Below are 26,124 nucleotides of genomic sequence, written 5' to 3'. Positions count from 1 at the left end.
CGTGCCCTCCCCCGTCGCCGGTGACGCCCGCCGGACGTCGCGCCGGCGGGTGGCGGACCGGTCGCCGCCGGCCCGCGAACCCGAGCCAACCAGCTTTTCCGCGCCCGGGGAGGGGCCAGCACCCGCCGGCGCGGCCGGCCCCTCCCCCGAAGGGCCGGAGCTGCTGGAATGGAGGGTTCGGCCGCGTCGGCCCGGGTAGGTAGGCAGGGTCGCCGAACCGCGTCAGGAGCAGCCCAGATGAGCACCATGCCGAGCGACCGGAGCCCGGACAGCACGATTGCGTTCCTGCGGGAGGGCTACCGCTTCGTCGGCGACCGCTGCGACCGCCTCGGCACCGACGTCTTCCAGACCCGGCTGCTGCTGGAGCCGACGATCTGCCTGCGCGGCCGGGAGGCCGCCGAGCTGTTCTACGACGAGGAGCGGTTCGTCCGGCGCGGCGCCATGCCGATGCGCGGGCAGCGCACGCTCACCGGCGTCGGCGGCGTGCAGGGCCTCGACGGGCAGGCCCACCTGGTCCGCAAGGCGATGTTCATGTCGATCATGACGCCGGCCGCGATCCGCCGTCTCGGGGAGATCTTCGACGAGCAGTGGCGGGCCCGGATCCCCGACTGGGCCGAGGGCGGCCCGGTGGTGCTCTACGACGAGGTGGGAAAGATCCTGACCCGTACGGTCTGGGCCTGGGCCGGGGTGCCGCTGGCCGAGGCCGACGTGCCGCGCCGCACCGCCGAGATGCACGCGATGATCGAGGCGCCGGCCGCGCTGGGCCCCCGGCACTGGCGCGGACGGCTCGGCCGCCGGCACGCGCAACGCTGGGCCGGCGAGCTGATCGAGCGGGTACGCGCGGGCGCGGTGCCCGCCCCGGAGGGCAGCGCGCTGGCGGTCGTGGCCGGGCACCGGGACGAACGGGGCCTGCCGCTGCCGCGCCGGATCGCCGCCGTGGAACTGCTGAACGTGCTGCGCCCCACCGTCGCCGTGGACCGGTACGTGGTCTTCGCCGCGCTGGCGCTGCACGACCACCCGCACTGGCGGGACCGGCTACCCGGCGACGACGCCGCGACCGAGCAGTTCGTGCAGGAGGTACGCCGCTACTACCCGTTCTTCCCGGTCGCCGCGGCCCGGGTCCGCCGCTCGTTCCAGTGGCGGGGGTACGCGTTCCCGCAGGGCCGGCGCGTGCTGCTCGACCTGTACGGCACGAACCACCACCCCGACGTGTGGCCCGAGCCGGAACGGTTCCGCCCGGAGCGCTTCGCCGGGTGGCGCGACGACCCGTTCGGACTGGTCCCGCAGGGCGGCGGCGACCACTACACCGGCCACCGCTGCGCCGGTGAGTGGATCACGATCGAGCTGATGAAGCGGGCGGTGACGAACCTGACCGGCGCGATGACCTACCGCGTACCGCCGCAGAACCTGGCGCTCGACCTCGGCGCCATGCCGGCGTTGCCGCCCGGCGGGCTGGTGCTCGACGGGGTGCGCCCGGCCGAGGGGGCACGCCGGGCCGCCTGATCAGGACGCGACCACGAGCGCCTGCGGCGCGGCCTGCTTCATCCGGGTGCGCAGCCACTTGAGCTGGATCGCGGTCTCCTGCTCGCACGAGCGCACCACGGCGAGCAGTTCGGTGTCCCGGGCGCCGTACGCCGCCTGGCCCACCACGGTCCAGCAGATGTCGCACTCGGCGGCCATCAGGTAGAGGTCCTGGAGGTCGCGCAGCAGCCCGATCGGCCCGGTACGGGTGCCGGAGAACAGCTCGGAGTGCAGCCGGTCCGGCTCGGCCGGCGCGTCCTCGGCGTACCGGCGGGCGAACGGGGCGAGCGCCGCCGCGTGCGCATGACACCGTTCGGCCAGCCGCTCACAGGTGTGGAAGACGTCCGGCTCGTCCCGGTGCGCGGCGCCGACCTCGGTGAACGCGTCGCCGAGGCGGTCCTGTGCCCGGTGCAGCAACCCCAGGTAGTGCGCGAGCTGCATGTCACTCCTCCCTCGACGACGCCTCGGCGGCGGGACCGCCGACGGTGGCCGGGATGCCGGATCCGGCGGGTGGCGCGGCCGCGCCGACGGTGGGCGCGGGCGCCGGCCGCCCGTCGGAGCCGGCCTCCTTGACCACGCGGACCGCTGCGACCTTGAAGATCGGCTGCTTGGAGACCGCGTCCCACGCGGTGACAGTCAGCTCGTTGGCCGCCCGGTCGTGCCGCCCCTCGCCGGGCGCGGCGCCGTCGCCGGTGTCCCAGTAGCCGTAGTGGAACGGCAGGAACACCACGCCGGGGCGGACCCCGCAGAGCCGGGCGCGGGCACGGACCACGCCGCGCGGCGACTCGATCCGGCACAGGTCGCCCTCGCCGACGCCGAGCCGCTCCGCGTCGGACGGGTTCAGCTCCAGCCACGACTCCGGCGCGGCGTGGTCGAGCTGGGTGGACCGGCCGGTCTTGGTACGGGTGTGGAACTGGTAGACGGTCCGGCCGGTGGTGAGCAGCAGCGGATAGTCGTCGCTGGGCACCTCCGGCGACGGCTGGTACGGCGCGGCGTGCAGGAACGCCCGGCCGTGCGGCTCCTTCGCCCGGTACTCGTCGGCCAGCAGCTCCGCGCCGGTCGTCAGGTCGTGGCCGTACGTCTCGCAGTCGTCCGGGTCGGTGTGGAAGACGCCGTCGGTGTAGAGACGTTCGGTGCCGTCCGGGTGCGCCTCGTCGCACGGCCACTGGATGCCGCCGCCGCGCAGCCGCTCGTACGTGATGCCCGTGTAGTCGCAGGGCCGGCCCCGGCTGCACTCCTTCCACGCCTCGAACACCTCCTCCGGCCCGGTCCACCGGATCAGCGGGTTGCCGTCGCGGTCCCGGAAGTCCATCCGGCGCGCGTAGTCGAGGAAGATGTCCAGGTCGGCGCGCGCCTCGCCGGGCGGCTCGACGGCCTTCTCGGAGATGTGCACGGTGCGGTCCACGCTGGTGAACGTGCCGGTCTTCTCGCCCCAGGTGGCGGCCGGCAGCACCACGTCGGCCAGCTCGGCGGTCTCGGTGCGGAAGATGTCCTGCACCACCACGAACAGGTCCGGCTTGCTCAGGATGCGGCGGATCCGGGCCAGGTCGGGCAGGGACACCGCCGGGTTGGTGGCGGAGATCCAGAGCAGCTTGATCGAGCCCTGCTCGGCGTACCGGAAGATCTGCATGGCGTGTGTCGGCGGCGACCAGTGCGGGATGGTGTCCACGTCGACGTTCCAGAGCCGGGCCAGCTCGGCGATGTGCGCGGGGTTCTCCCAGTTGCGCAGCCCCGGCAGGTCTCCGTCGGCGCCGGTCTCCCGGGTGTTCTGCGCGGTGGGCTGGCCGTTCATCTGGTAGATCCCGGCGCCGGGGCGGCCCAGCATGCCCCGGATCAGGTGCAGGTTGTTCACCTGGCAGGCCGCCGCGGTGGCCTGGTTGGACTGGTAGAAGCCCTGCAGCACGGTGGACACCAGCCGCTCGGACTCCCCGAGCAGCTCGGCGGCCCGCTCGATGTCGGCGGGCCGCAGGTCGCAGAGTTCGGCCACCTTTGCGACCGGGTAGTCCTCGACCACCCGGCACAGCTCGTCGAAGCCGAGCGTGTGCGCGCCGACGTACGCCTCGTCGTACCGGCCGCGGTGGATCAGCTCGCGGAGCAGACCGTTGAGCAGCGCCACGTTCGTGCCGTTGCGCGGGGCCAGGTGCACGTCGGCCTCCCGGGCCACCGGCGTGGCGCGCGGGTCGACCGCGAGCACGGCCGGCGGGTTCGGCCCGCACCGCCGGTCCAGCATCCGCATCCAGAGCACGGTCTGGGTCTCCGCGACGTTGTGTCCCCAGAGCGCGATGGCGTCGCAGTGGTCGACGTCGGTGTACGAGCCGGGCTGCCCGTCGGCGCCGAAGGACGCCTTCAGCGCCGCCGCGGCGGTCGCCGTGCACAGCCGGGTGTTGCCGTCCATGTGCGGCGTGCCGAGCCCGGCCTTGCCAATCACGCCGAGCGCGTAGTACTCCTCCAGGAACAGCTGGCCGCTGGTGTAGAAGCCGAAGTGCCCCCAGCCGCCCGGCCCCTCCCACAGCTCCTTCGACCGGGCCACGACGCGCCCCATCGCGGTGTCCCAGTCCGTCTCGACCAGCCGGTCGCCCTCACGGACCAGCGGCCGGCGCAGCCGGTCCGGGCTGTGGTTGGCCTGCCAGCCGTACAGGTCCTTCGGGTCGACCCGGCCGTGGTTGACCCGGTCCCCGGCGCGCCCGCGTACGCCGACGATCCGGTCGTCGACCACCGCGATGTCGAGCGCGTCGCCGTTGGAGTGCAGGATCGAGGCGCTCGGCACCCAGCGCTGCACGTCCGCCTCGGTGTGCCCGTCGGCGAGGAACGTGTCGACCCGCACCGGCCAGCGCTCCCCCGGCCCGTACGGCGTACGCGGCCCCCACGGGTCGGCTATCCGGTCCACCATCGCTCACTCCATCCCCCGCCGACGGGCGGGCGGTCAGGCGGCCTGCGGGTGCAGCACCGTACGCAGGCAGCCGTCCTCCTTCTTCTCGAAGATCTCGTAGCCCCGGGCGCCCTGCTCCAGCGACATCGGGTGGGTGGCCAGGTAGCCCGGGTCGATCTCGCCGGCCGCGACCCGGTCCAGCAGCATCGGGATGTAGCGCTGGGCGTGCATCTGCCCCATCCGCAGCACCAGGGCCTTGTTCATGGCCGCGCCGAGCGGGAACTTGTCCACCAGGCCGCCGTACACGCCGACGATGCTCACCGTGCCGCCCTTGCGAGCCGCCATGATCGCCTGCCGGACCGAGGTGGGGCGGTCGGTCTGCGCGCGTACCGTCTGCTTGGCCTTGTCGTACGCGTACGCCGGGCCGACGTCGTGCGACTCCATGCCGACGGCCTCGATGCAGGCGTCCGGGCCGCGCCCGGCGGTCATCTCCCGCAGCGCCTCCAGCACGTCGGTCTCGGCGTAGTTGATCGTCTCCACGCCGAGACGCTGCGAAGCGGTGGCGAGCCGCTCCGGCAGCCGGTCGATGACCACGACCCGCTCGGCACCGAGGATCTGCGCGGACCGGGCCGCCATCTGGCCGACACCGCCAGCGCCCCAGACCGCCACCACCTCGCCGCCCTTGAGGTCGCAGAAGTCGGCGGCCATCCAGCCGGTCGGCATGGCGTCGGAGGCGAACACGACCGAGTCGTCCGGCACCCCGTCCGGCACGGTGAACGCGCCGACGTCGCCGAACGGCACCCGGATGTACTCGGCGTGGCTGCCCGAGTAGCCGCCGGCCGCGTGCGAGTAGCCGAGGATGCCCGCGGGCGAGTGGCCCCACAGCTTCTCGGTGAAGACCGGCTGCGGGTTGGAGTTGTCGCACAGCGAGAACTGCTCGGTGCGGCAGTACCAGCACGAGCCGCAGGCCACCACCGACCCGACCACCACCCGGTCGCCGACGGAGATGCGCCGCACGTCCGGGCCGGTCTCGACCACCTCGCCCATGAACTCGTGGCCGAGGATGTCACCCTCGCGCATCGCCGGCAGGTAGCCGTTGATCAGGTGCAGGTCGGAGCCGCAGACGCTGCTCGCGCGGACCTTGACGATGATGTCGCCGCCGGACCTGATGGTCGGCTCCGGCACGTCCCGCACGGCCAGTTTGCCGACGCCCTCCCAGCACAACGCCCTCACGGTCGTCCTCCCGCCATCAGCTTCTCGCGTACCTTGTCCGTCGCCCGTTCCTGCCGCGGACTGCGCCCGGACGGATCGTGCCGGGTGTCGAGCACCTGCCCGGTCTCGATCAGCGACTTGATCCGGCGCAGCGTGGTGCGCAGCCCCAGGTCCGGGTCGCTGCCGCCGACGAGGCCGACCGCCCGCCGGATCGGACCGGAGCGCCACCGCAGCTCGGCCCGGATCTCGGTGCCCCGGTCCTGCGGGGCGGCGGCCAGCTCGATCCGGCCGCGCTGGGCCACCGGCCCGTCGGTGACCCGCCAGCTCAACCGGCCCGGGCCGTCGACGGTGATCTCGGCCCGCCACTCGGTGCCGCCGCCGGCCGGGTCGGCCGCCACGCAGCGCCACCGGTTCGCGTCGAGCTGCTCCAGCGTCGCCCACTCGGCCAGGCCCCGGTCGAGCCGTTCCCGGTCGGTCCAGAAGCCGATGACCTCGTCCACCGGCCGGTTCACGGTGATCCCGCGGCGCACCACGTACCAGCCGTCCTCCCGGTCGGGCTGGTGCCGGTGCCGCCGCCGGGCCACCGTCCGGGTGACCCCGAGCGCGGTCACCGCGGCGGCGCCGGCCAGCGCCCATCTCGTCGCGTTGCTGGGCATCACGTCTCCTCCCGACTCGGACCGTCCGTATCCGGGTGCGCTACCCGGCGCAGCGCGCCCGAAACGGTTTCAGCAGCCGCATTCCGGGCAAGTCGCGTCACCCGACCCGAAGGAGGCGACGTGACCCGACCGACCGCCGCGCAGCCGCGCGACGAGGGCGCCGCGTCCGCGCCGGTCCGGCTGCCGATGGCGTACGTCCTGCCGTTACGCGCCCACGACGACGGCGGCCTGGACGAGCTGACCCGGTACCTGCGCGAGCTGAGCCGCTGGGTCGACGTGGTGGTGGTCGACGGATCGGCGCCGGAGCTGTTCGCCCGGCACGCCGCCGCCTGGCACGCTCTGGTGCGGCACGTACCGCCGGATCCGGCGCTGCGCGGGCGCAACGGCAAGGTGCTCGGCGTGCTCACCGGCGTAGCGCTGGCCCGGCACGAGCACGTGGTGATCGCCGACGACGACGTCCGGTACGACCGGGCGGCCCTGTGCGCCGTGCACCAGATGCTGGACGGCGTGGACCTGGTCCGGCCGCAGAACCACTTCGACCCGCTGCCCTGGCACGCCTGGTGGGACACCGGCCGGACGCTGCTGGCCCGCGTGTTCGGCGGCGACTGGCCGGGCACGCTCGCGGTGCGGCGGAGCACGTTCCTGGCCATGGGCGGCTACGACCCCGACGTGCTCTTCGAGAACCTGGAGCTGGTCCGGACCGTGCGCGCGTACGGCGGCAGCACCGCCACCCCGGCGTGGCTGTACGTGCGGCGGCTGCCGCCGACCGCCGCGCACTTCCTCGGGCAGCGCGTCCGCCAGGCGTACGACGAGACGGCCCGGCCGGTGTGGCTGCTCGCCGCGCTGGCGGTGCTGCCGGCGACGGCGGTCGCGCTCGCCACCCGCCGGCCCGGGCTGCTGCTGCGCGCCGGACTGGCGACCGTGGCAGTGGCGGAGCTGGGCCGGCGACGGGCCGGCGGCACCCGGGTCTTCCCGGCGCACACGAGCCTGGCCGCGCCCGCCTGGGTGCTGGAACGCGGCCTGTGCGCCTGGCTGGCGGTGGGCCGGCGGCTGCGCGGCGGGGTGCCCTACGCGGGCGCCCGGTTGCGGACGGCGGCCAACCCCACCCGCCTCCTGCGCCGGCGGATGACCCGGCGCCGCCCCGACGATCTGGTGCTGTGGGTGGAGACCGGCGCGGCACCCCCACCGCTGCGCGCCGAGCGGGCGGCCCGCTGAACGGTCACCGGCACGGAAAGGGCCCGTCCGATCGCGTCGATCGGACGGGCCCTTTCCGTACACGGGAGCGGACCGTCAGGACCGCACCTCGTCGCGCGCCTGCTCGGCGCTGTGCCGGACGTCCTGGGCGGCGGCGCGGCCGTCGTCCTTGACCGTGTGCGCGGCGTCCTGCGCGGTGGCCTTCACCGACTCGGCGGCGTGCTGCGCCGGCTCGCGCAGCTCCTCCTTCAGCTCGGTGGCGACCTCGCCCAGCTTCTCCTTGACGACGCCGCCGTGCTCGGCGGCCTTCTCCTTGACCTGCGCGGCGACCTGCTGCTCGCGGCGGGTGGCCGGGATCAGCGAGGAGACCAGCATGCCGACGCCGAAGGCGATCACGCCGGCGGCGATCGGGTTGCCCTCGGACTTCTGCCGCACCACCTGCGGCGCCCGGTGGGCGGCGTCGCTCACCGTGGCGGCGGCGGACTGCGCCTTGTCGCCCACCGTGGAGGCCATCGAGGAGGCGTGGTCGCCCACCGAGTGGGCGGCGTGGCCGGTGCTGTGGCCGAGGTCCGATGCGGTTCCCATCACCTTGTCCTTCACGTTCGTCAGCGCGCTGCGGACGCGCTGCTTGCGGTCGTCGACGATGCGGCTCGGGCTGACCTTGTACGCCAGGGCGTCCACGTCCGAGCTGAGGTTGTTGCGGGTGGCTTCGATCTCGCGGCGGATCTGCTCGGGATCGGTGCTCATCGGGTGACTCCCTCCGGGTGCGGCTTGAGCGCGTCGGGGATGCGCTGCACGCTGTCGTTGGTCTGCTTCAGGCCGCGGATCCGCTCGGCGTTCTTCTTGCCCATCGAGTACAGGGCCGCGGCGACCGCGGCCCAGATGACGGCCACGATCAGCGCGGCCAGCCCGGAGTCCATGACGTTGTCGAGGAACTGCCAGATCGCGATCGAGACGAAGAGCGCCACCATGTAGCCGCCGAAGCCGGCGCCGCCGAACAGGCCGGCGGCCTTGCCCGCCTTCTTGCCCTCCTGGCGGATCTCGGCCTTGGCCAGCTCGACCTCCTGGCGCATCAGCGTCGACAGGTCCGTGGTGACCTGGCGCATCAGGTCGCCGATCGAGCTGCTGCGCACCTCGTCGGCGTGGGGCGGGGCGCCCGCCGCCTGATAGCCGGGGTCCTGCGTGGGTACGGTCATGCCGTCGCCTCCCTTCTGCCGGTGCGGCCGGTCACGGGCGGGGAGCGCCGGTCGACGGGACACCCGGCAGCGGGTCGGTGCGCTCCGGCGGCGGCAGCGGCTGGCCGGTGCCACCGGCCGGGTCGGCCCAGGTGTTCGGGGCGCCGCCGGTCGGGTAGGTCGCACCCGGCGCGGAGTAGCCCGGGTCCGGTTCGGCGTAGCTGCCCGGCGTCGGGTCGAGGTAGCCGCCCGGCGGCACCTGGTCCGGCACCTCGCGCGCGGTCGGGATGACGGCGGTGCGGTCCGGGTCGTACGCCGGCCGCGCCGTGCTGTCGTCGCCGAGCGCGGTGATGTTGCGGGTGAGCCGCCCGGCGACCACGCCGAGCAGGGCCGCGCCGACGAGGAACGTGCCCGGGTTGCGGCGGGCGTAGCTCTTCACCTCGTTGAGCAGGTCGCCCGGCTCGCGCTGCTCCAGCCAGCCGGCCACGCCGTGCACCCGCTCGGCCGCCTGGTGGGCCAGCTCGGTGACCGGCCCGGAGCCGCCGCCCTGCTGCGCCATGGTGCGCATCTCGTCGGCGAGCGAGCGCAGTCCGCTGGCGGCGCGCTGCTGCTGCTGACCGGCCTGCGCGGTGACCTGGCCGCGGGCCTCGCCGTAGAGGTCGCGGGCCTGCCGCTTGGCCTCGCCCACCACCTCCCGGCCCTGCTCCTTGGCGGTGTGCGCGACCGCGCCGCCCGCGCTTGCGGCGTCGGAGCCGACCTGGCGGGCCTGGTCGCGTACACCGCCGTCACCGTTCGTCGACTGGTACGTGGCCGAACTGGGGGAAAGATCCTGAGTCATGGTGTCCCTTCCGCTCGTGTCTTCCCAGCGGTTGTCTTCGGGGGGTACGCGGATTTGTTTCCGCGTGACAATCGCCCTACCCCAGGTCGACGGGTCCATGCCTGTTTCCTGATTTCTCTGCCGGAGCGGCCCGCCCCGGTCAGACAATGGAATGCCTGCCCGCCCGGGCGGCGGCGAGTCCCACGGGGGTGACAGGGATGGCACGTGACCTGCGCGAACACGCGTCCGCCCGGCCTGCGGTGCAGAAGGTCGCGCTCGCGGCGGCAGCCCTCTTCGCGCTGATCGGCGTGCTCGGTTTCGTGCCCGGCATCACCACCCACTACGGCGACATGACGTTCGCCGGGCACCACTCCGAGGCGAAACTGCTCGGGGTGTTCCAGGTGTCGGTGCTGCACAACCTGCTGCACCTGTCGTTCGGGCTGGTCGGTCTGCTGATGGCCCGGCGGCTGGGCGGCGCGCGGGTGTTCCTCGCCGGTGGCGGCGCGCTCTACCTGGTGCTGTGGCTGTACGGCTTCGCCATCGACCGGGACACCGCGGTGAACTTCGTGCCGATGAACGACGCCGACAACTGGCTGCACCTGGCCCTCGGCTTCGGCATGCTCGCCGCCGGCCTGCTGCTCAACAACAACCTCGGCACCGGCAGCCGGGTGCAGGCACCCTTCGACCGCCCCTGACCAGGCGCGACACGCCGAGCGGGTGTTTGCCCCGGCCCGGCGCCGGGCAGGAGGGCAACCGCGAACGGGTCGAGGAGGTCCGGCGATGCCACGGTGGTTGCGCGACAACATGCTCTCGATAGCCATGCTCGGCGCGTTCCTGGTCTTCCTGCTGCTGCAGAGCGTCTTCGGCTGGCAGGTGCACAACGAGGAGCTGAGCCAGTACGGCGCCGAGCCGCTGAGCTGGTGGGCCTACCTCGGCACCGGGCACTTCGCCGAGGCGGTGTTCGAGAACTGGGAGTCGGAGTTCCTCCAGATGGGCGGCTACGTGCTGCTCACCGCGTACCTGGTGCAGAAGGGCTCGGCCGAGTCGAAGCCGGAGGACCAGACGGACCGGCCGGAGGACAACCGCGACCACGCCCGCCCCGATTCGCCGTGGCCGGTACGCGTCGGCGGGCTGCCGCTCGTGGTCTACCGCAACAGCCTCGCCATCGCACTCCTGATGATCTTCGGGGGCGCGTTCCTGGGGCACCTGTTCGGCGGCGTGGCCGCCTACAACCAGGAGCAGGCTCTGGAGAGCGGCGCCGCCCCGATCAGCGCGTGGCAGTTCCTCGGCACCAGCGACTTCTGGTTCCAGTCCATGCAGAACTGGCAGAGCGAGTTCCTCGCCGTGGGCGTGCTGATCCTGCTCAGCATCGTGCTGCGCCAGCACGCCAGCCCGGAGTCCAAGCCGGTCACCGCGCCGCACGCGCAGACCAGCGCCTGAGCGTCCGGCCGCTGATCAGGCCGCGACCGGCAGCCGCTTGGCGAAGCAGACGCTGTACGGGTTGTCCACGTACTCGCCGTAGACCGGGATCGGCTCGTACCCGCTGGACCGGTAGAGCCCGATCGCGGCCGGCAGGTAGGTGCCGGTCTCCAGGCACACCGTGCGGTGCCCCTGCCGGAACGCCAGCTCCTCCAGCGCCACGAGCAACTGCCGGGCGATGCCCCGACCCCGGTACGCCGGCCGCACGTACATCCGCTTCAACTCGCCGGTGTCCGCGTCGAGCGCCTGGAGCCCGCCGCAGCCGACCGCCCGGCCGCCGATCACGACCGCCAGGTAGCGGATGTCGGTGTGCACGACAGTGACCTGCCCGTCCAGCCCGCCGTCCGCGTCACGCAGCTCACGCTGCTGGGCGACGACGAGCGCGGCGATCTCCGGATCGGTGGCGGGACGGGACTCGATCAACATGCTCGTACGCTAGATCGGCCGGATTTCGCGCAGGTTTCCCGCCACCGACCCGGAAACGGCTACTCGGCGTCCGCTTCCGCCGCGGGCGCGGCCTCGACCTCGTCCTCCGGCCGGACCCGGCGGGCCTTGCGGGCCGCGAGCCGGTCCGACGCCGACGGACGGTTCGACTTCTCCTCCAGCCGCACGTCGGTGCCCCGGTTGCCGGGCACGAAGTCGACGCCGGCGTAGAGCGTCGGCTGCCAGTCGAACTCCCGGTCGCCGATGCGCACCAGGTCACCGGCCTGCGCGCCGGCCTTGGCGAGCTTCTCCTCGACGCCGAGGCGGGCCAGCCGGTCGGCCAGGTAGCCCACTGCCTCGTCGTTGTCGAAGTTGGTCTGCTTGACCCAGCGCTCCGGCCGGCTGCCGCGCACCGTGTACGAGCCGTCCGGCTCGGCCTCGATGGTGAAGCCGGCGTCGTCGACCGCCTTCGGGCGGATCACGATCCGGGTCGGCTCGGCCGGCGGGGCGGCGCGGCGGCCCTGGTCGACCAGCTCCGCCATCGCGTACGTCAGCTCGCGCAGACCCTCGCGGGTGGCGGTCGAGATGTCGAAGACGCGCAGGCCGCGGGCCTCCAGGTCGGGGCGGACGATGTCGGCCAGGTCCTTGCCGTCCGGCACGTCGACCTTGTTGAGCGCGACCAGCCGGGGCCGGTCGGTCAGGCCGCCGTACTGGGACAACTCCGACTCGATGGCGTCGATGTCGGCGAGCGGGTCGCGGCCGGGCTCCAGCGTCGCGGTGTCGATCACGTGCACCAGCACGGCGCAGCGCTCGACGTGGCGGAGGAACTCCAGGCCCAGGCCCTTGCCGCTGGCCGCACCCGGGATCAGGCCCGGCACGTCGGCGACGGTGAAGGTGTGGTTGTCCACCCGGACCACGCCCAGGTTCGGCACCAGCGTGGTGAACGGGTAGTCGGCGATCTTCGGCTTGGCCGCGGAGATCACCGAGATCAGCGACGACTTGCCGGCCGACGGGAAGCCGACCAGGCCCACGTCGGCGACGCTCTTGAGCTCCAGCACCACGTCGAGCCGGTCGCCGGGCTCACCCAGCTCCGCGAAGCCGGGCGCCTTGCGGCGGGCGTTCGCCAGCGAGGCGTTGCCGCGCCCGCCCCGGCCGCCCCGGGCCGCCTCGAACGTGGTGCCGACGCCGACCAGGTCGGCCAGCACCTCACCGTCGAGGCTCTGCACCACTGTGCCGTTCGGCACCTTGATGACCAGGTCACGGCCGTTGGCGCCGTCCCGGTTCGAGCCGGCGCCGCCCTTGCCGTTCTCGGCCTTCAGGTGCGGCCGGAAGTGGAAGTCGAGCAGCGTGGTGACCTGCGCGTCGACCACCAGGGACACGCTGCCGCCGTGGCCGCCGTTGCCGCCGTCCGGCCCGCCGAACGGCTTGAACTTCTCCCGGTGGATCGAGACACAGCCGTGCCCGCCGTCGCCGGCCTGCATGTGCAGGACGACCCGGTCAACGAACGTCGTCACGACGCCAATCCTTCCAGCGGGGTCCGCCCCGCGCGTGAAAAGGCGAAGCGGGCCGGGACTCAGAGGTCCGCGGCCCGCTTCGCCAGAAAACTACTGCTGCGGCACGATGCTGACGGTCTTGCGACCGCGCTTGGTGCCGAACTGCACCGAACCGGCGGCCAGCGCGAACAGCGTGTCGTCGCCGCCACGGCCGACCAGGTCACCGGGGTGGAACTTGGTGCCACGCTGACGGATGAGGATCTCACCCGCGCTGACGACCTGACCACCGAAGCGCTTCACGCCGAGTCGCTGGGCCGCGGAGTCACGGCCGTTACGCGAGCTGGACGCACCCTTTTTGTGAGCCATTGGAGGACGACCTACTTCCCGCTGGAGATGCCGGTCACCTTGACCTGGGTCAGCGGCTGGCGGTGACCCTGGCGCTTGTGGTAGCCGGTCTTGTTCTTGAACTTGTGGATCCGGATCTTCGGGCCCTTGGTGTGCGCGGCGATCTCGCCGGACACCGCGACCTTGGCGAGCTTCGCCGCGTCGGTCACCAGGTCGTCACCGTCGACGAGGAGCACCGCGGTGAGCTTCACCGCGTCGCCGGGGGCACCGGCGAGCTTCTCGACCTCGATCACGTCGCCCTCGGCGACCTTGTACTGCTTGCCGCCGGTCTTGACGATCGCGTACATCGGAGGCGGACTCCCTGTCGTTGAGGCTGCTGGCGTCTATTGCACCGTTGCCGGCTGTCACACCGTCGACGGTCGTTCCCACGGCGTCTCGCCGGGAGCCGTGACACCGGCGGCGCGGGCACGCGGGAACTCGGCACACCAAAGTGCGCCACAGGCAAGCCTACGCCATACCCGGGCCGCCGCCCAAACCGGGCTGCCGGTCGGCGCCTCTCCGCCCGGCCCGGCGGGCACGACAGGGCCCCCGCCCCGCCTTCTCCCGGCGGATCGGGGGCCCTGTTCGCGCAGGTCAGCGCCGTAAGGCCTTACGGCCGGGTACGCCGCCGGGCGCCACCACGACGCGCCCGCCGGCGCGGGGCGCCGCTGTCGTCGTCGCTGTCCCCGTCACCGATCGCGTCCGGGTCGTCGGCGGCGGCCAGCCGGGCCGAGTCGCCCTCCTGGCTGTCCGCGACCGCCGGGGCGGCCGGCGTGTCCGTCTCGAACCGGGACAGGTCGTAGCCCTGGGTGTCGTAGTAGTCGTCGTCGTTCTCGACCACCTCGGCGACGGTCCGCTCCGGCGCGACCGGTGCGGCCGGCGGCTCGGCGGCGGCCTGCGCGGCCGGCTGCTCCGGCGCGGCCTCCACCGCGGGCTTCTCCGCGGCGGCCTTGCGGCCCCGGCGGCGGCCCTTCTCCTCGGCTGGCGCGGCGACCGCCGAGGCGACCGCCTTGACCTTCTCCCCCGCCCCGCCGCGCGGCTTCTCCGGCACCGGCTCGGTGTGGATGATCACGCCCCGGCCCTTGCAGCACTCGCAGGTCTCGCTGAACGCCTCCAGCAGGCCCGCGCCGATGCGCTTGCGGGTCATCTGCACCAGGCCGAGCGAGGTGATCTCGGTGACCTGGTGCTTCGTCCGGTCCCGGCCGAGGCACTCGGTGAGCCGGCGCAGCACCAGCTCCCGGTTCGACTCCAGCACCATGTCGATGAAGTCGATCACCACGATGCCGCCGAGGTCGCGCAGCCGGAGCTGGCGCACGATCTCCTCGGCCGCCTCCAGGTTGTTGCGGGTGACCGTCTCCTCCAGGTTGCCCCCGGAGCCGGTGTACTTGCCGGTGTTGACGTCGATGACCGTCATCGCCTCGGTGCGGTCGATCACCAGCGAGCCACCCGACGGGAGGAAGACCTTCCGGTCCAGCCCCTTGAGGATCTGCTCGTCGATCCGGTACTCGGCGAACACGTCCGCCACCCCGGCGTGCCGGCGCAGCCGCGCCACCAGGTCCGGGGACACGTGCGACAGGTACGACTCGACCTCGCCGTACGCGGACTCGCCCTCGATGACCAGCTCGCGGAAGTCCTCGTTGAAGAGATCCCGGACCACGCGGATGACCAGGTCCGGCTCCTCGTAGAGCAGCACCGGGGCGCCACCCTCGGTCGACTTGGCCTGGATGTCCTCCCACTGCGCCTGGAGCCGCTTGACGTCGCGCGCCAGCTCGTCCTCGCTGGCGCCCTCGGCCGCGGTCCGGACGATCACCCCGGCGCCGTCCGGCACCAGCTTCTTCAGCACGTCCCGCAGGCGCTTGCGCTCGGTGTCGGGCAGCTTGCGGCTGATCCCGGAGGCGTTACCGTTCGGCACGTAGACCAGGTGCCGGCCGGAGAGCGCGATGTGGCTGGTCAGCCGCGCGCCCTTGTGCCCGATCGGGTCCTTGGTCACCTGCACCAGCACCGAGTCGCCGGAGCGCAGCGCCTGCTCGATCGAGCGGGCCCGGCCCTCCAGGCCGGTGGCGTCCCAGTTGACCTCACCGGCGTACAGGACCGCGTTGCGCCCGCGCCCGATGTCGACGAAGGCCGCCTCCATGCTCGGCAGCACGTTCTGGACCTTGCCCAGGTAGACGTTGCCGGCCATGGTGCCGGACGAGTTCCGCGTGACGTAGTGCTCCACGAGCACGCCATCCTCGAGCACGGCGATCTGGGTGCGGTCGCCGCGCTGGCGGACCACCATCACCCGGTCCACCGCCTCGCGACGGGCCAGGAACTCCGACTCGCTCAGGATCGGCGGCCGCGTACGCCGCTGCTCGCGGCCGTCCCGCCGGCGCTGCCGCTTGGCCTCCAGCCGGGTCGAGCCGGAGACACCCTGCACCTCGTCGACCGGCTTGCGCGGCTCACGGATCTTGACGACGGTCGGCACGCCGTCCTCGGCGGCGGTGTCCGCCTCGCCGGCGCCCCGGCGGCGACGACGGCGACGGCGGCGGGTCATCCCCTCGCCCTCGGCCTCCTCGTCCTCCGCGGACTCCTCGGCCTCGCCCTCGGCGGTCTCGGCCGCGCCGGACTCGTCGATGTCCTCGTCGTCGGCGTCGTCCGCGCCGCCCTTGCCCCGGCCACGACCCCGGCGGCCCCGGCGGCGGCGACGCCGGCCCGCGGCCGTCTCGTCGTCCTCGTCCGCCTCGGCTGCCTCCTCGGCCTCGGCGGCCGGCTCCTCCTCGGCTACCTCCGGCTCGACCTCGGCCTCGACCGGCTCGACCTCACGGCGGCCGCGACGGCGGCGCCGGCCGGGCTCGACGGCTTCCTCGATCGGCTCCTCCGCCGCCGGGTACGTCACCTGGACGGCCGGCGCCTCGTCGGGCTGCGGCGCCATGAACAGGACGGTCGGCGCGGAGAGCGCGGCACGACGCCGGCGGCCGGTGGCCGGCGGCGTCTCGGCCGGCTCCTCGGCCGCGCGCGGCACGGCGGCGCCCGTCGACACCACGCCCGTCGCGTCCGCCGGGCCGCCGCTGCGGGCCAGGTTGACCTCTTCGGCACGCGCAGCCGCGGCGCTCGCGTCCGCAACGCTCTCGGCTTCGGCGTCCTCGTCCTCGACGTCCTCGCCGGCGGTCTCACCGATGCCGGCCGTGCCGCCGGTGACCGCCGCGCCGCCCGTGCTCACCTTGCCGCCGCGCGTGGCCTTGTTTTCGCTGGTGGCAGCCTCGTCTCCGGTGGCGGCCTGGTCGCCGGTAGCGGTCTGGTCGCCGGTGGCGGTCCGGTTGCCCCTGGCGGTGCGCCGGCCGGCGGTGCGCTCGCCGGTGGGGGCCTGCCCTGCGGTCTCCCCGGTGGCGGCTCCGCCCGTGACGGCTCCACCCGTGGTGGTCTCGCCCGTCGTGGTCTCGCCGCCGTCGATGTCGGCGCGTCCCTCGGCGATCAGGTCGCCCCCGGGCGCGGAGACCGGCCCGTCGATCACCCCGTCCGCGGGGGCCTGCCCTGCGGCGGTCTCGTCCGGCGCGACCGTCTCGGCAGCCGGCGGCGTGGCCTTGCGGCGACGGGTCCGGGTCACCTTGACCGGCGGCACGACCTCCTCCGAGGCGGCCTCCACCCCGGCCGCGGCCACCGGCTCCTCGACCGCCTTCGCCGGCGTCGCCTTACGACGCCGCCGGGTGGTCTTCGGCGCGGTGTCCAACTCGCCGGCCACCGGCGCGAGCACCTCGGCCTGCGGCGACTCGCCGCTGCCGGTCACCGTCGTGGACGCCTCGACCGGCGCGTCGGTCTGCTCCGGCTGGTTCAGCGGAGCGGCCTTGCGGCGGCTGGCCCGCTTACGGGCCGGCGGCTTGGTCTCGGCGACACCTTCCGCGGTGGTGCCGCCTTCCACGGTGGCGCCAGCTTCCCCGGTGGCGACACCTTCCGCGGTGGCGCCGTCGGCGCTGCCGGAGGAGGCACCCTCCGCGCGGGCAGAGACGGTTGTGTCAGCGCTGCCGGAGGCGGTGGCGGCGCTGTCGGCGGTCGTCCCGGCCGGCTCTGCGCCGGTCCGTTCGCCGCCCTCGGGCTCGTTCTCGAGCATGGACGTTCTCCAGTTCTGGCCGCCCCGGGCGCGGGTGAGCGCTGCCACGCAGGGTTGCCGCAAAGGTGTTTCCGCCGGGCACGCAAACGCGCGACCGCCGAAGTCTGCCTGCCAGAGCGTTGACCGACGGTCAGCGCTCTCCGATGGTTGCCCCGTCGCGATCCGCGTCCAACGGATCGACGATCTCGCCCTGCGCGGTCAGCGTGCCCTGCGCCAGCCGGATCACCTTCGGGGTGACCGGCGGCTCCAAGGCGGCCACCGCGCGGAGGCCGGACAGGACGTCATCGGGCCGAACGGACGGGGTGACCTGCCGCACGACCAGTTCGAGTATCGCACACGGTACGGCCGCCGCCCCGGAAGGCGTCTCAGCCGGAGCCATGGCATCGATCGATACCACTGCCGCTCGGGCGTCGAACGTACGCCGCCCCTGCTTGGTCATCCGCTCGACCTGGATCTCCTCGGCGGCGGTGAAGGCGGCCACCGCCTCCGCGAGCACCTTCGGATCGACCTCGGGCAGCTCGATCCGCCAGTACGACGCCTCGATCCGGTCCGCCAGGCTGCCGCCGGCGGCCTCCACCGCCTCGAGCACGTCGAGCCCGGGCGAGAGCGCGGCGTCGAGCGACTCACGCAGCCGCGCCGGGTCGACCGGCTCACGGAGCCCGATCTCCAGGTACTCGGCCTCGCTCGCCACACCCGTCGGCGCGGCCGAGGCGTACGAGATCTTCGGGTGCGGAGTGAACCCCTGGGAGAAGGCGATCGGTACGCCCGCCCGGCGCAGCGCACGCTCGAAGGCCCGGGCGAAGTCCCGGTGCGAGGTGAACCGCAGCGGCCCACGCTTGGCGTACCGGATACGGATCCGCTGGACGACGGGGGCCTGGCCGCCCTCGGGTTGAGGCTTTCTGGCGATCGTGAGCTCCTCGGCTGTGCCTGCGTATCGGTCTCATCCTGACGCAGCGCCCACCACGCCCCACACCCGGGGCCACCCCACCCACCCCAAACCCACCCAAACCCCAGCCCTTCCCGGCAACCGGCGAGGCTCCCCGCCCCGTGATCAAGGACTTGACGTCCAGATCCGCCGCACCTAAGCCCACAAACCCCTTGATCACCGGGCACAGCCGGACGGTCGGGACAGGCCGGGTGGGGTGGGTGGGGTGGGTGGGGTTGGCCTGGTGGGTGGGGGGTGGGTGGTCAGGGGCGGGGGTCGTGGGGTGGGGTGGGCTGCTGGGGTGGGGGTGGGTAGGCGCCCCCGCCGGGCTGGGGGTAGCCGCCTGGGCCGGGCTGGGGGTAGGCGCCGCCCGGTGTGGGGCCGGTGCCTGCGCCGGGCTGGGGGTGTCCGCCCGGGTGGGCGTACCCGCCCGGGTGGGCGTAGGCGCCGGGTGCCGGGTGGCTGCCGGGAGGGCCGTAGCCGGAAGGCGGAGCGGCGGCATAGCCGGCCGGGACCGGCGGGCCCTGCCCGTTGCCGTCCATCCGATCCAGCGCCTCGTCCGGGATCGAGCCGGCCCGGGCCAGTTCGCGCCGGTGACGGCGGCGGTTCCAGATCAGGAACACCACGAGCGCCAGCAGCACCACGAGCGCCACCGCGATGCCGATGCCGATGACCATCACCTGCTGGTCGGAGGGGCCGCCACGGTCGCCGTACTTGGTCACGTCGAAGTTGTCGTCCTCGGCGGCGGCCGGTGGCGCGGACGCGCTCGGCGCGGCGGCCCCGAGCAGCGGGTTCGCCGACACCGACGGCACGTCGGCGGTGAGTGCCGCCACCGGGTCGATCCGGCCGAAGCCGAACCGCGGGTCCCGGCCGGGCGGGCCGGCGTCCCGGGCGGTACGGATGATCCGGTTGATCACGTCGGACGCGGAGAGCTTCGGGTACTTCGACCGGATCAGCGCCGCGACGCCGGAGACGACGGCGGCGGCGTCGGAGGTGCCGTCGCCCCAGCCGTAGCCCCGGTCCGGGCCGATGTTGTAGACCTCGTCGCCGGGCGCGGCGATGACCGCTTCCGGCCCCTGGGCCGAGCCGGACCAGAAGCCCCCGCCCCGGACCGTGCCGGTCACCGCGATCACGCCGGGGATCTTGGCGGGTGAGACGACGTCCGGGCCGGCCGAACGGACGTTGCCGGCGGCGGCGACCACGACCACGTCGCGCTCCAGCGCGTACCGGATCGCGGCCGCCTCGCTCTCGTCCACGGCCCCGGCACCGCCGTACGACAGGTTGAGCACCTTCGCCCCGCCGTCGACGGCCATCCGGATGCCGGTCGCGGAGTCGTCCTTGGTGGCCGCCGCGCCGACGGGCTTCCGGACGGGCAGGATCCGGGCGTCGGGCGCGATGCCGACCACCCCGGTGCCGTTGGCCGCGATGATCCCGGCCATGTGGGTGCCGTGGCCGTCCGGGTCGCGCCGGCCGTCGCCGGAGTCGCGGGTGCTCCCACCGGCCAGGACCTGGCCCCGCATGTCGGGGTGCCCGGCGTCGACGCCGGTGTCCAGTACGCCGACGACGACGCCCCGCCCGGTGGAGATCTGATGCGCCCGGTCGATCCGCAGCTCGTCCAGATACCACTGCTCGGCGCGGCGCGGAGCGGCGACCGCCGGCTGGGCGGCCCCCAGCAGCATCAGTCCGGCAAGCAGACCGGCCGCCACCGGCCGGAGCGCGCCGACGTGCACCTTCATCCGTCCGTCCTCATCGCAGGATGCCCGGGGACGCACCGTCACCGGTGCCCCACGGATCGTCGTCCTCAGTCAACCATGACGAGTGCTCCGCAGCGCCGCCGCCGTGCCCGGCGCCGCCGTGACCACCCATCATTCCGCCGCCCATCATCCCGGCGCCGGCCATCCCGCCGCGCATGCCGCCCGCACCGCCCGGTCCCGCCGCGGACGCGGCCTTCAGCGCGCTGGCCGCGCTGGTCAGTGGCGGAACCTTGCCGTTACCGCCGCCGACCATGCCGGGCAGGCCGCCCATGGCCATGCCGCCGGCCGCGCCGATCCCGCCACCGCCGATCCCGCCGGCCGAGCCCAGGCCGGCACCACCGCCGCCGAAGCCGCCGCCACCGGCGCTCAGTCCGCCCGCGCCACCGCCGCCGCCCAGACCGAGCGTGCCCGGTCCACCCGCGGTGATCGTGCCGGGCCCGCCCGCGCCGGCCAGACCGCTGCCGTACTCCGGGCTGCCCGAGCCGGGCGCGCCGCCGAGCTCGGGGATCCCCCCGGTGCCCGGCGGGGTGTAGGAGCCGCCGCCGGGGATGCCGCCGCCGGGCACGCCGGTGCCCGGCGGCGTGAACGAACTGCCACCGGGCGTGCCGCCACCGGGGATGCCGGTGCTGCCCAGGGACGGCATCGGGCCGCCGCCGGGCATTCCACCGCCGGGCATGCCGCCGCCGGGCGCGCCGCCACCCGGCAGGCCGCCGCCGGGCACACCCGACGGGGGGACCCGCGGGTCGCCGCGGTAGCCGTCACCCAGCTCACTGTCGGTAGGGCGGGGTACGACCAGCTTGGGGCGCTCGGCCTCGACCGCGGCCGGCAACGGCGACATTGCCTTGTTGGCCGCCTGCTGGTTGTCGCGGTACCAGTTGTCCAGGTGCGACTTGGTGTCCCACCAGCCGCCCCGCTTCTGGTCGCTGGCGTTGCCGTCGATCTTCATGGTGGCTTCGAGGTCGTCGGCCTTGTCGCGGAACGCGCCGTCGGCATAGAGCGCCTGATTGCCCTGGTAGTCACTGCGCAGCGCGGCCAGGAAGCCGGACTGGCTCTCGCCGTCGCGGGCGTCGTCCAGCTCGGTGCCGCCGGGCAGGCTCCACTCGTTCCAGCCGAAGTTGTCCATCAGCGGGATCGGGATGCTCGCCACCGCCGTACGGATGTCACCCTCGATCCGCGTCAGCGCGCCACTGACGTTGCTGGCGTGCGTGATGAGCTCCTCGATCTCCTTGCCGATGTCGCCGAGGTGCTCGCGGTACGCGTCGCCGCCGCTGCCCTTCCAGCCGGCGAGCATCCCGGGCAGGCCGCCGGTGTGCGGGCGCTCCTGCCCGGCCGCGATCGGGCCGACGAACGAGCGACCGACGAGCGAGTCGCGCAGGTGGCCGAGCGCGGTGGAGAGGTTCTTCCAGCCCGCGCCGACCGATCCGACGGTTTCCGGGTCCGCCGAGAGCGTCACCTCACGGACGCAACGCTCCCAGGTGCCTCCTGCCATGACCGTCTCCCCCTCAGGCCGTGTACGGGTAGGTGGGCTGCTGCCCGGCGTCCGGCGGCGGGGCCGCGGACTCCAGCAGCCGCTCGATGTCCTTGCCGTTGGCCGCGTTGCGGGCCTCGGCGTCGCGGAACGCCTTGGCGATGTCCTGTGTGCCCTGCTTCAGGCCGGCCAGCTTCATGGAGATGGCCTTGAGGTGGGCCTCCATGCTGGCCGTGGACGTGGTCAGCGCCTGCCACTGCATCCGGGCGTCCTCGTACGCGCCGAACGGGGTGCCGTTGGGCACCGTCTGCGCGTTGCCGCTGTCGCCCTTCATCCGCTCCTTGATGCGTTCCATCTCCCAGCCGATGGTGTCGTCGACGTACTGCTTGAGACGCTCGACGTACTCCGCTGCGGCGTCCAGATCCTCGACGCTGACGTGCAGATCGCCGGTGTCCGGCGGATTGATGCCCATCCTGACTGTCCTCCCCGCTGCCGGCCCCGGCCGGTCCACTACGGACGCAGCGTATCGAGGAAGGACCAGTCGGGGCACCCCCGCCCCACGTATCGCGACGGTCACCGGGAAAAGACGACGGAGCGCGGGAACCCGGTCGGGTTCCCGCGCTCCGGTGCGTGCCGGTGGCCTCAGCCCTGCGCGGCGGCGGGCAGCTTCAGGCCGTTGACCGGGGTGAGCGGCAGCAGCTTGCGGCCGGTCGGGCCGATCTGGATCTCGGTGTCCATGGACGGGCAGACGCCGCAGTCGAAGCAGGGCGTCCAGCGGCAGTCGTCCTGCTCGTACTCCGACAGGGAGTCCTGCCAGTCCTGCCAGAGCCAGTCCTTGTCGAGGCCGGAGTCGAGGTGGTCCCAGGGCAGGACCTCCAGCTCCTCGCGCTCGCGGGTGGTGTACCAGTCGAGGTCCACCCCGTACGCCGGCAGCACCTCCGCGGCGGCGTCCACCCACCGCCGGTACGAGAAGTGCTCGCTCCAGCCGTCGAACCGGCCGCCGTTCTCCCAGACCTTGCGGATCACCGCGCCGACCCGGCGGTCGCCCCGGGACAGCAGGCCCTCGATCAGCGACGGCTCGCCGTCGTGGTAGCGGAAGCCGATCGCCCGGCCCAGCGAGCGGTCGCTGTTGATGGCCTGCTTGAGCAGCTTGAGCCGGCCGTCGATGACCTCCGGCCGCTCCATCGAGGCCCACTGGAACGGGGTGTGCGGCTTCGGCACGAACCCGCCGATGGAGACCGTGCAGCGGATGTCCTTGGATCCGGTGGCCGCGCGGCCGGCCCGGATCACCTCGTGCGCCATGTCGGCGATCTCCAGGACGTCCTCGTCGGTCTCGGTGGGCAGGCCGCACATGAAGTAGAGCTTCACCTGCCGCCAGCCGTTGGAGTAGGCGGTGACCACCGTACGGATGAGGTCTTCCTTCGACACCATCTTGTTGATCACCTTGCGGATCCGCTCCGACCCGCCCTCGGGGGCGAAGGTCAGACCGGTCCGGCGCCCGTTGCGGGACAGCTCCTGGGCCAGGTCGATGTTGAACGCGTCCACCCGGGTCGACGGCAGCGACAGCGAGACGTTGGTGCCCGCGTACTGCTCGGCCAGGCCGGAGCACATGTCGCCGATCTCGGAGTGGTCGGCCGACGACAGCGACAGCAGGCCCACCTCGTGGAAGCCGGAGAACTCCAGCCCCTGCTGCACCATCTGGCCGACGGTGGTGATCGAACGCTCCCGCACCGGGCGGGTGATCATGCCGGCCTGGCAGAAGCGGCAGCCACGGGTGCAGCCTCGGAAGATCTCCACCGCGTACCGCTCGTGCACCGTCTCGGCGAGCGGGACCAGGGGCTTCTTCGGGTACGGCCAGGCGTCCAGGTCCATCGTCGTGCGCTTGTGCACGCGGAACGGCACGTCCGGGCGGTTCGGCACGACCCGCTGGATCCGGCCGTCGGGCAGGTAGTCGACGTCGTAGAAGCGCGGCACGTAGACGCTCTCGGTCCGGGCCAGCCGCAGCAGCAGCTCGTCCCGGCCGCCCGGGGAGCCCTCCGCCTTCCACTCCCGGACGATGGCGGTGATCTCCAGCACCGCCTCCTCGCCGTCGCCGAGCACCGCGGCGTCGACGAAGTCGGCGATCGGCTCCGGGTTGAACGCGGCGTGCCCGCCGGCCACGATCACCGGGTCGGCGTCGGTGCGGTCGGCGGCGAGCAGCGGGATGCCGGCCAGGTCGATCGCGGTGAGCAGGTTGGTGTAGCCCAGCTCGGTGGAGAACGAGACGCCGAACACGTCGAAGTCGCGCACCGGGCGGTGGGCGTCGACGGTGAACTGCGGCACGCCGTGGGCGCGCATCAGCTTCTCCAGGTCGGGCCAGACCGCGTACGTCCGCTCGGCCAGCACGTCGGGCAGCTCGTTGAGCACCTCGTACAGGATCTGCACGCCCTGGTTGGGCAGGCCCACCTCGTAGGCGTCCGGATACATCAGCGCCCACCGGACGGTCGCGGCGTCCCAGTCCTTGACCACGGCTCCCAGCTCTCCACCCACGTACTGGATGGGCTTGGTCACCTGCGGCAGCAACGGCTCCAGCCGGGGCCAGACCGAGTTGGCGGCGGCGGGACGCGGGGTCGTGGACGGGGCACTCATGATGCCCAAGCGTACGCGGTGTCCCCGCCCTGTCCCGCGCCCGCGCCCGTGTCCGCCGCGTTGATCAAGGAGTTTGCGGACTCCCCCGAGCTCCCACCGGACACGAACTCCTTGATCACCGGAGTGAGGGCGGGAGCGGGGCGGGATTCGTCCCGGGTGGCGGGGCGGTACTAACCTCGCAACGGGCCGAGAGGAGACAGCCGCGATGCCGCAGCCGCAGCCGGGGGCGGACCGGCCGGCCGACGGGGCCGAGATGCCGTCCGTCACCGAGCCGGCGACCGCCGTCGACACCGAGGACGCCACCGGCGCCTCGGCTCCGGCGTCCCCGTCCGGCACGCCGGAGGCCACCGACGACCGGGCCTCCGACGGGGTGTCGGCCGACCAGCCGTCCGACGCCGCCGACGGCAGACCGCACGACGGTACGCCCCACCGCCGGCCGTCCGCCGCCGCGCCCGACGAGCAGCCGCACCGCACCGAGCCCGGTGACCGGTCATCCGACGACGAGGTGCAGGACCTGCCGCCCGACGCCCCGGCCGCGCAGAGCCCGGCGGCCTCGACCTCCGACGCGCAGCCAACGTCCGCACCGGCCGACCCGGCAGGACAGGCCGCACCGGCCGACCAGGGCGAACCGGCGGACGCAGCGACCGGCGACGCCGAATCGCCCAGCCGGGCCGCACCGACGACCGACGCCGCCGGCAACACCGGAGCGACGGCCGCCGACACCGAGGCGCCGACCGCCGACGCCGGGACGCCGGCCGGCACCGACGCCACCCCGCCCGTACCGGTCACCCGGGCCCGCGGTTCGGCGGCGGTTCCCGGCCGCACCACGCCCGTCCCCACTCCGCGGACCGGGCGACGGCCGGATCCGACCCGCATCGACCTCGCGCCACAGCCGCACCAGGCCACGGCCACCCCCGATCCCACTCGCGTGGAGAGCACACCCGACCCGACCCGGGTCGAGGCGCCCGCGCCCCGCTGGAGCGGTTCCGCAGCCGTCCCGCCACCGCCGCCGCGCCGCCCCGCCTGGGGCGAGTCCGCCGAGCCCACCCCGGTGCCACCGCTCGCGTCACCGGAACACGCGACGCCGGTCGACCCGTGGGCAGGGGTGGACACCACCGGCTGGGAGCTGCACGCACCGGAACTGCCGCCGCCCACGCCGACGCTGCCGTACACCGCGCCCTGGGCCGTGCCGGACAACCCCCACCCGGCCCCACCGGCGGCCCACCCCGCCCACCAACCGGTGCCACCGGCTCATCCCGCGCCGCCCGCGGCCCGGCCGGTCTCGCCGCCGCCGCACAGCCCGCCGTACCCCGGACCGGCCCGGCCGGTCTCACCGCCGCACCACCCCGGCCCGCCGGCCGCCCGCCCGCTGCCGCCGCCGGCGCCCGTCGCGCCGCCGGCGAAGCCAGGCCGGCCGCCGAAGCAGCGCCGGGGCAAGGCCGGGCCGCCTGCCGCGCCGCCGGGCTGGCAGCAGCCGCCCAAGCGGACCCGCCGCCGGCGCCGCTGGCCCTGGGTGCTGCTGCTCTCCGTGGCCTGCTGCTGCGGCCTCCCGCTCTGGTGGTTCCAGCCGATCTCCAGCCAGTACCCGGCCAGCGCCACCCTCCCGGACCAGATCGACTCGATGCGGCTGCGCCAGGACGACAGCAGCAGGGCCGCCGCCGAGGAGCTGAAGTCCCGGGTACGGGAGACCAACCTGCTCGCCGAGGACACGTTCGCCGGCATCTACAGCACGAGCGACGGCAAGCGGGTGACGTTGTTCGGCAGCACCGGCCTGCGGTTCAGCCCGGAGTCGGACGCCAAGTCGGAGATCGAGCGCCTCGCCGGGGACTACGCCCTGCAGGAGTCGGTGGTGGTGGACACCGGCGTACGGGGTCGCCACGAGCGATGCGCCGTCGGCCGGGCGGACGGCGATTCGGTGGTGGTCTGCGTGTCGGCCGACCACGGCAGCCTCACCACCGGCGTGTTCACCCGGCTGTCGGTGGACGACAGCGGGCGGCTGCTCAACGACCTGCGTCAGCGCGTGGTGGTGCCGAAGTCCTGAC

The 26,124-nt window shown here is 73.8% G+C and carries 22 protein-coding genes; 5 read left to right on the top strand and 17 right to left on the bottom strand.

Features of this window, described 5'->3' with window-relative positions; all coding sequences use genetic code 11:
• Window positions 1-237 precede the first annotated feature (237 nt).
• Window positions 238-1,503, top strand: coding sequence for a cytochrome P450 (locus ACN27C_RS15555; RefSeq protein ID WP_422751466.1), 1,266 nt, complete (start codon window positions 238-240; stop codon window positions 1,501-1,503).
• On the opposite strand, the gene ACN27C_RS15550 is transcribed toward ACN27C_RS15555, so the two are convergent.
• The 4 genes from ACN27C_RS15550 to ACN27C_RS15535 are packed head-to-tail and all read right to left on the bottom strand — an operon-like array spanning window position 1,504 to window position 6,258.
• Complete coding sequence (locus tag ACN27C_RS15550; RefSeq protein WP_120568490.1) at window positions 1,504-1,962, bottom strand: hypothetical protein; 459 nt, start codon at window positions 1,960-1,962, stop codon at window positions 1,504-1,506.
• A gap of 1 nt (window position 1,963) precedes the next feature.
• Complete coding sequence (locus ACN27C_RS15545) at window positions 1,964-4,411, bottom strand: molybdopterin oxidoreductase family protein (protein ID WP_422751465.1); 2,448 nt, start codon at window positions 4,409-4,411, stop codon at window positions 1,964-1,966.
• Window positions 4,412-4,444: 33 nt separating this feature from the next.
• Window positions 4,445-5,623 carry a zinc-dependent alcohol dehydrogenase gene (locus ACN27C_RS15540; RefSeq protein ID WP_120568488.1) on the bottom strand — a complete coding sequence of 393 codons (1,179 nt, stop codon included), beginning with the start codon at window positions 5,621-5,623 and terminating at the stop codon, window positions 4,445-4,447.
• On the bottom strand, window positions 5,620-6,258 hold the full coding sequence (locus ACN27C_RS15535; RefSeq protein WP_121683456.1) for a cyclase: 639 nt from the start codon (window positions 6,256-6,258) through the stop codon (window positions 5,620-5,622). Before ACN27C_RS15535 ends, ACN27C_RS15540 begins: the two co-directional genes overlap by 4 nt.
• Window positions 6,259-6,378: 120 nt before the next feature.
• Here ACN27C_RS15535 and ACN27C_RS15530 point away from each other — a divergent pair, with 120 nt between their 5' ends.
• Complete coding sequence (locus ACN27C_RS15530; RefSeq protein WP_422751464.1) at window positions 6,379-7,473, top strand: glycosyltransferase; 1,095 nt, start codon at window positions 6,379-6,381, stop codon at window positions 7,471-7,473.
• Between the two features lie 75 nt (window positions 7,474-7,548).
• Here the strand turns inward: ACN27C_RS15530 and ACN27C_RS15525 are convergent, their stop codons facing one another.
• The 3 genes from ACN27C_RS15525 to ACN27C_RS15515 are packed head-to-tail and all read right to left on the bottom strand — an operon-like array spanning window position 7,549 to window position 9,465.
• A complete protein-coding gene (locus ACN27C_RS15525) occupies window positions 7,549-8,199 on the bottom strand; it encodes a DUF3618 domain-containing protein (protein ID WP_120568485.1) in 651 nt (216 codons plus the stop codon).
• Entirely contained in the window at window positions 8,196-8,648 is a 453-nt protein-coding gene (locus ACN27C_RS15520) for a phage holin family protein (protein WP_422751463.1), read from the bottom strand. The genes ACN27C_RS15525 and ACN27C_RS15520 overlap by 4 nt, the downstream gene beginning before the upstream one ends.
• Before the next feature lie 31 nt (window positions 8,649-8,679).
• Window positions 8,680-9,465 (bottom strand): hypothetical protein, encoded by a 786-nt coding sequence (locus ACN27C_RS15515; RefSeq protein WP_422751462.1) that lies wholly within the window; start codon window positions 9,463-9,465, stop codon window positions 8,680-8,682.
• Between the two features lie 209 nt (window positions 9,466-9,674).
• On the opposite strand from ACN27C_RS15515, the gene ACN27C_RS15510 reads away from it, so the two are divergent.
• Both ACN27C_RS15510 and ACN27C_RS15505 read left to right on the top strand, forming a co-directional pair.
• A complete protein-coding gene (locus ACN27C_RS15510; RefSeq protein ID WP_205776071.1) occupies window positions 9,675-10,139 on the top strand; it encodes a DUF4383 domain-containing protein in 465 nt (154 codons plus the stop codon).
• An 85-nt stretch (window positions 10,140-10,224) separates the two neighbouring features.
• Window positions 10,225-10,884 carry a DUF6766 family protein gene (locus ACN27C_RS15505; protein ID WP_091421843.1) on the top strand — a complete coding sequence of 220 codons (660 nt, stop codon included), beginning with the start codon at window positions 10,225-10,227 and terminating at the stop codon, window positions 10,882-10,884.
• Window positions 10,885-10,899: 15 nt separating this feature from the next.
• On the opposite strand, the gene ACN27C_RS15500 is transcribed toward ACN27C_RS15505, so the two are convergent.
• The 10 genes from ACN27C_RS15500 to ACN27C_RS15455 form a co-directional block, all read right to left on the bottom strand.
• Window positions 10,900-11,349: a GNAT family N-acetyltransferase gene (locus tag ACN27C_RS15500; RefSeq protein WP_120568482.1), complete on the bottom strand. Its 450-nt coding sequence runs from the start codon at window positions 11,347-11,349 to the stop codon at window positions 10,900-10,902.
• A gap of 59 nt (window positions 11,350-11,408) precedes the next feature.
• Complete coding sequence (gene obgE / locus ACN27C_RS15495) at window positions 11,409-12,860, bottom strand: GTPase ObgE (protein ID WP_120568481.1); 1,452 nt, start codon at window positions 12,858-12,860, stop codon at window positions 11,409-11,411.
• Between the two features lie 90 nt (window positions 12,861-12,950).
• On the bottom strand, window positions 12,951-13,205 hold the full coding sequence (gene rpmA, locus ACN27C_RS15490) for a 50S ribosomal protein L27 (RefSeq protein ID WP_013288010.1): 255 nt from the start codon (window positions 13,203-13,205) through the stop codon (window positions 12,951-12,953).
• Between the two features lie 11 nt (window positions 13,206-13,216).
• Window positions 13,217-13,531, bottom strand: coding sequence for a 50S ribosomal protein L21 (gene rplU / locus ACN27C_RS15485; RefSeq protein WP_018787289.1), 315 nt, complete (start codon window positions 13,529-13,531; stop codon window positions 13,217-13,219).
• A gap of 302 nt (window positions 13,532-13,833) precedes the next feature.
• Window positions 13,834-17,307, bottom strand: a complete 3,474-nt coding sequence (locus ACN27C_RS15480; RefSeq protein WP_422751461.1) for an Rne/Rng family ribonuclease — start codon at window positions 17,305-17,307, stop codon at window positions 13,834-13,836.
• Between the two features lie 130 nt (window positions 17,308-17,437).
• Window positions 17,438-18,157 (bottom strand): TIGR03936 family radical SAM-associated protein, encoded by a 720-nt coding sequence (locus ACN27C_RS15475; RefSeq protein WP_393159668.1) that lies wholly within the window; start codon window positions 18,155-18,157, stop codon window positions 17,438-17,440.
• Window positions 18,158-18,495: 338 nt separating this feature from the next.
• Window positions 18,496-19,968, bottom strand: a complete 1,473-nt coding sequence (mycP, locus tag ACN27C_RS15470; RefSeq protein WP_422751460.1) for a type VII secretion-associated serine protease mycosin — start codon at window positions 19,966-19,968, stop codon at window positions 18,496-18,498.
• Between the two features lie 10 nt (window positions 19,969-19,978).
• Window positions 19,979-21,475 carry a hypothetical protein gene (locus tag ACN27C_RS15465; RefSeq protein ID WP_350817151.1) on the bottom strand — a complete coding sequence of 499 codons (1,497 nt, stop codon included), beginning with the start codon at window positions 21,473-21,475 and terminating at the stop codon, window positions 19,979-19,981.
• 13 nt (window positions 21,476-21,488) lie between these two features.
• Window positions 21,489-21,926 (bottom strand): hypothetical protein, encoded by a 438-nt coding sequence (locus ACN27C_RS15460; RefSeq protein ID WP_091421868.1) that lies wholly within the window; start codon window positions 21,924-21,926, stop codon window positions 21,489-21,491.
• A gap of 170 nt (window positions 21,927-22,096) precedes the next feature.
• Window positions 22,097-24,082, bottom strand: a complete 1,986-nt coding sequence (locus tag ACN27C_RS15455) for a TIGR03960 family B12-binding radical SAM protein (protein ID WP_121682941.1) — start codon at window positions 24,080-24,082, stop codon at window positions 22,097-22,099.
• A gap of 205 nt (window positions 24,083-24,287) precedes the next feature.
• Here ACN27C_RS15455 and ACN27C_RS15450 point away from each other — a divergent pair, with 205 nt between their 5' ends.
• Window positions 24,288-26,123: a hypothetical protein gene (locus ACN27C_RS15450; protein WP_422751459.1), complete on the top strand. Its 1,836-nt coding sequence runs from the start codon at window positions 24,288-24,290 to the stop codon at window positions 26,121-26,123.
• Window position 26,124: the final 1 nt, after the last annotated feature.

The sequence above is a fragment of the Micromonospora sp. WMMD1219 genome (assembly GCF_049315215.1).
GTDB lineage: Bacteria > Actinomycetota > Actinomycetes > Mycobacteriales > Micromonosporaceae > Micromonospora > Micromonospora tulbaghiae.
This window is presented reverse-complemented; position numbering and strand designations above follow the sequence as displayed.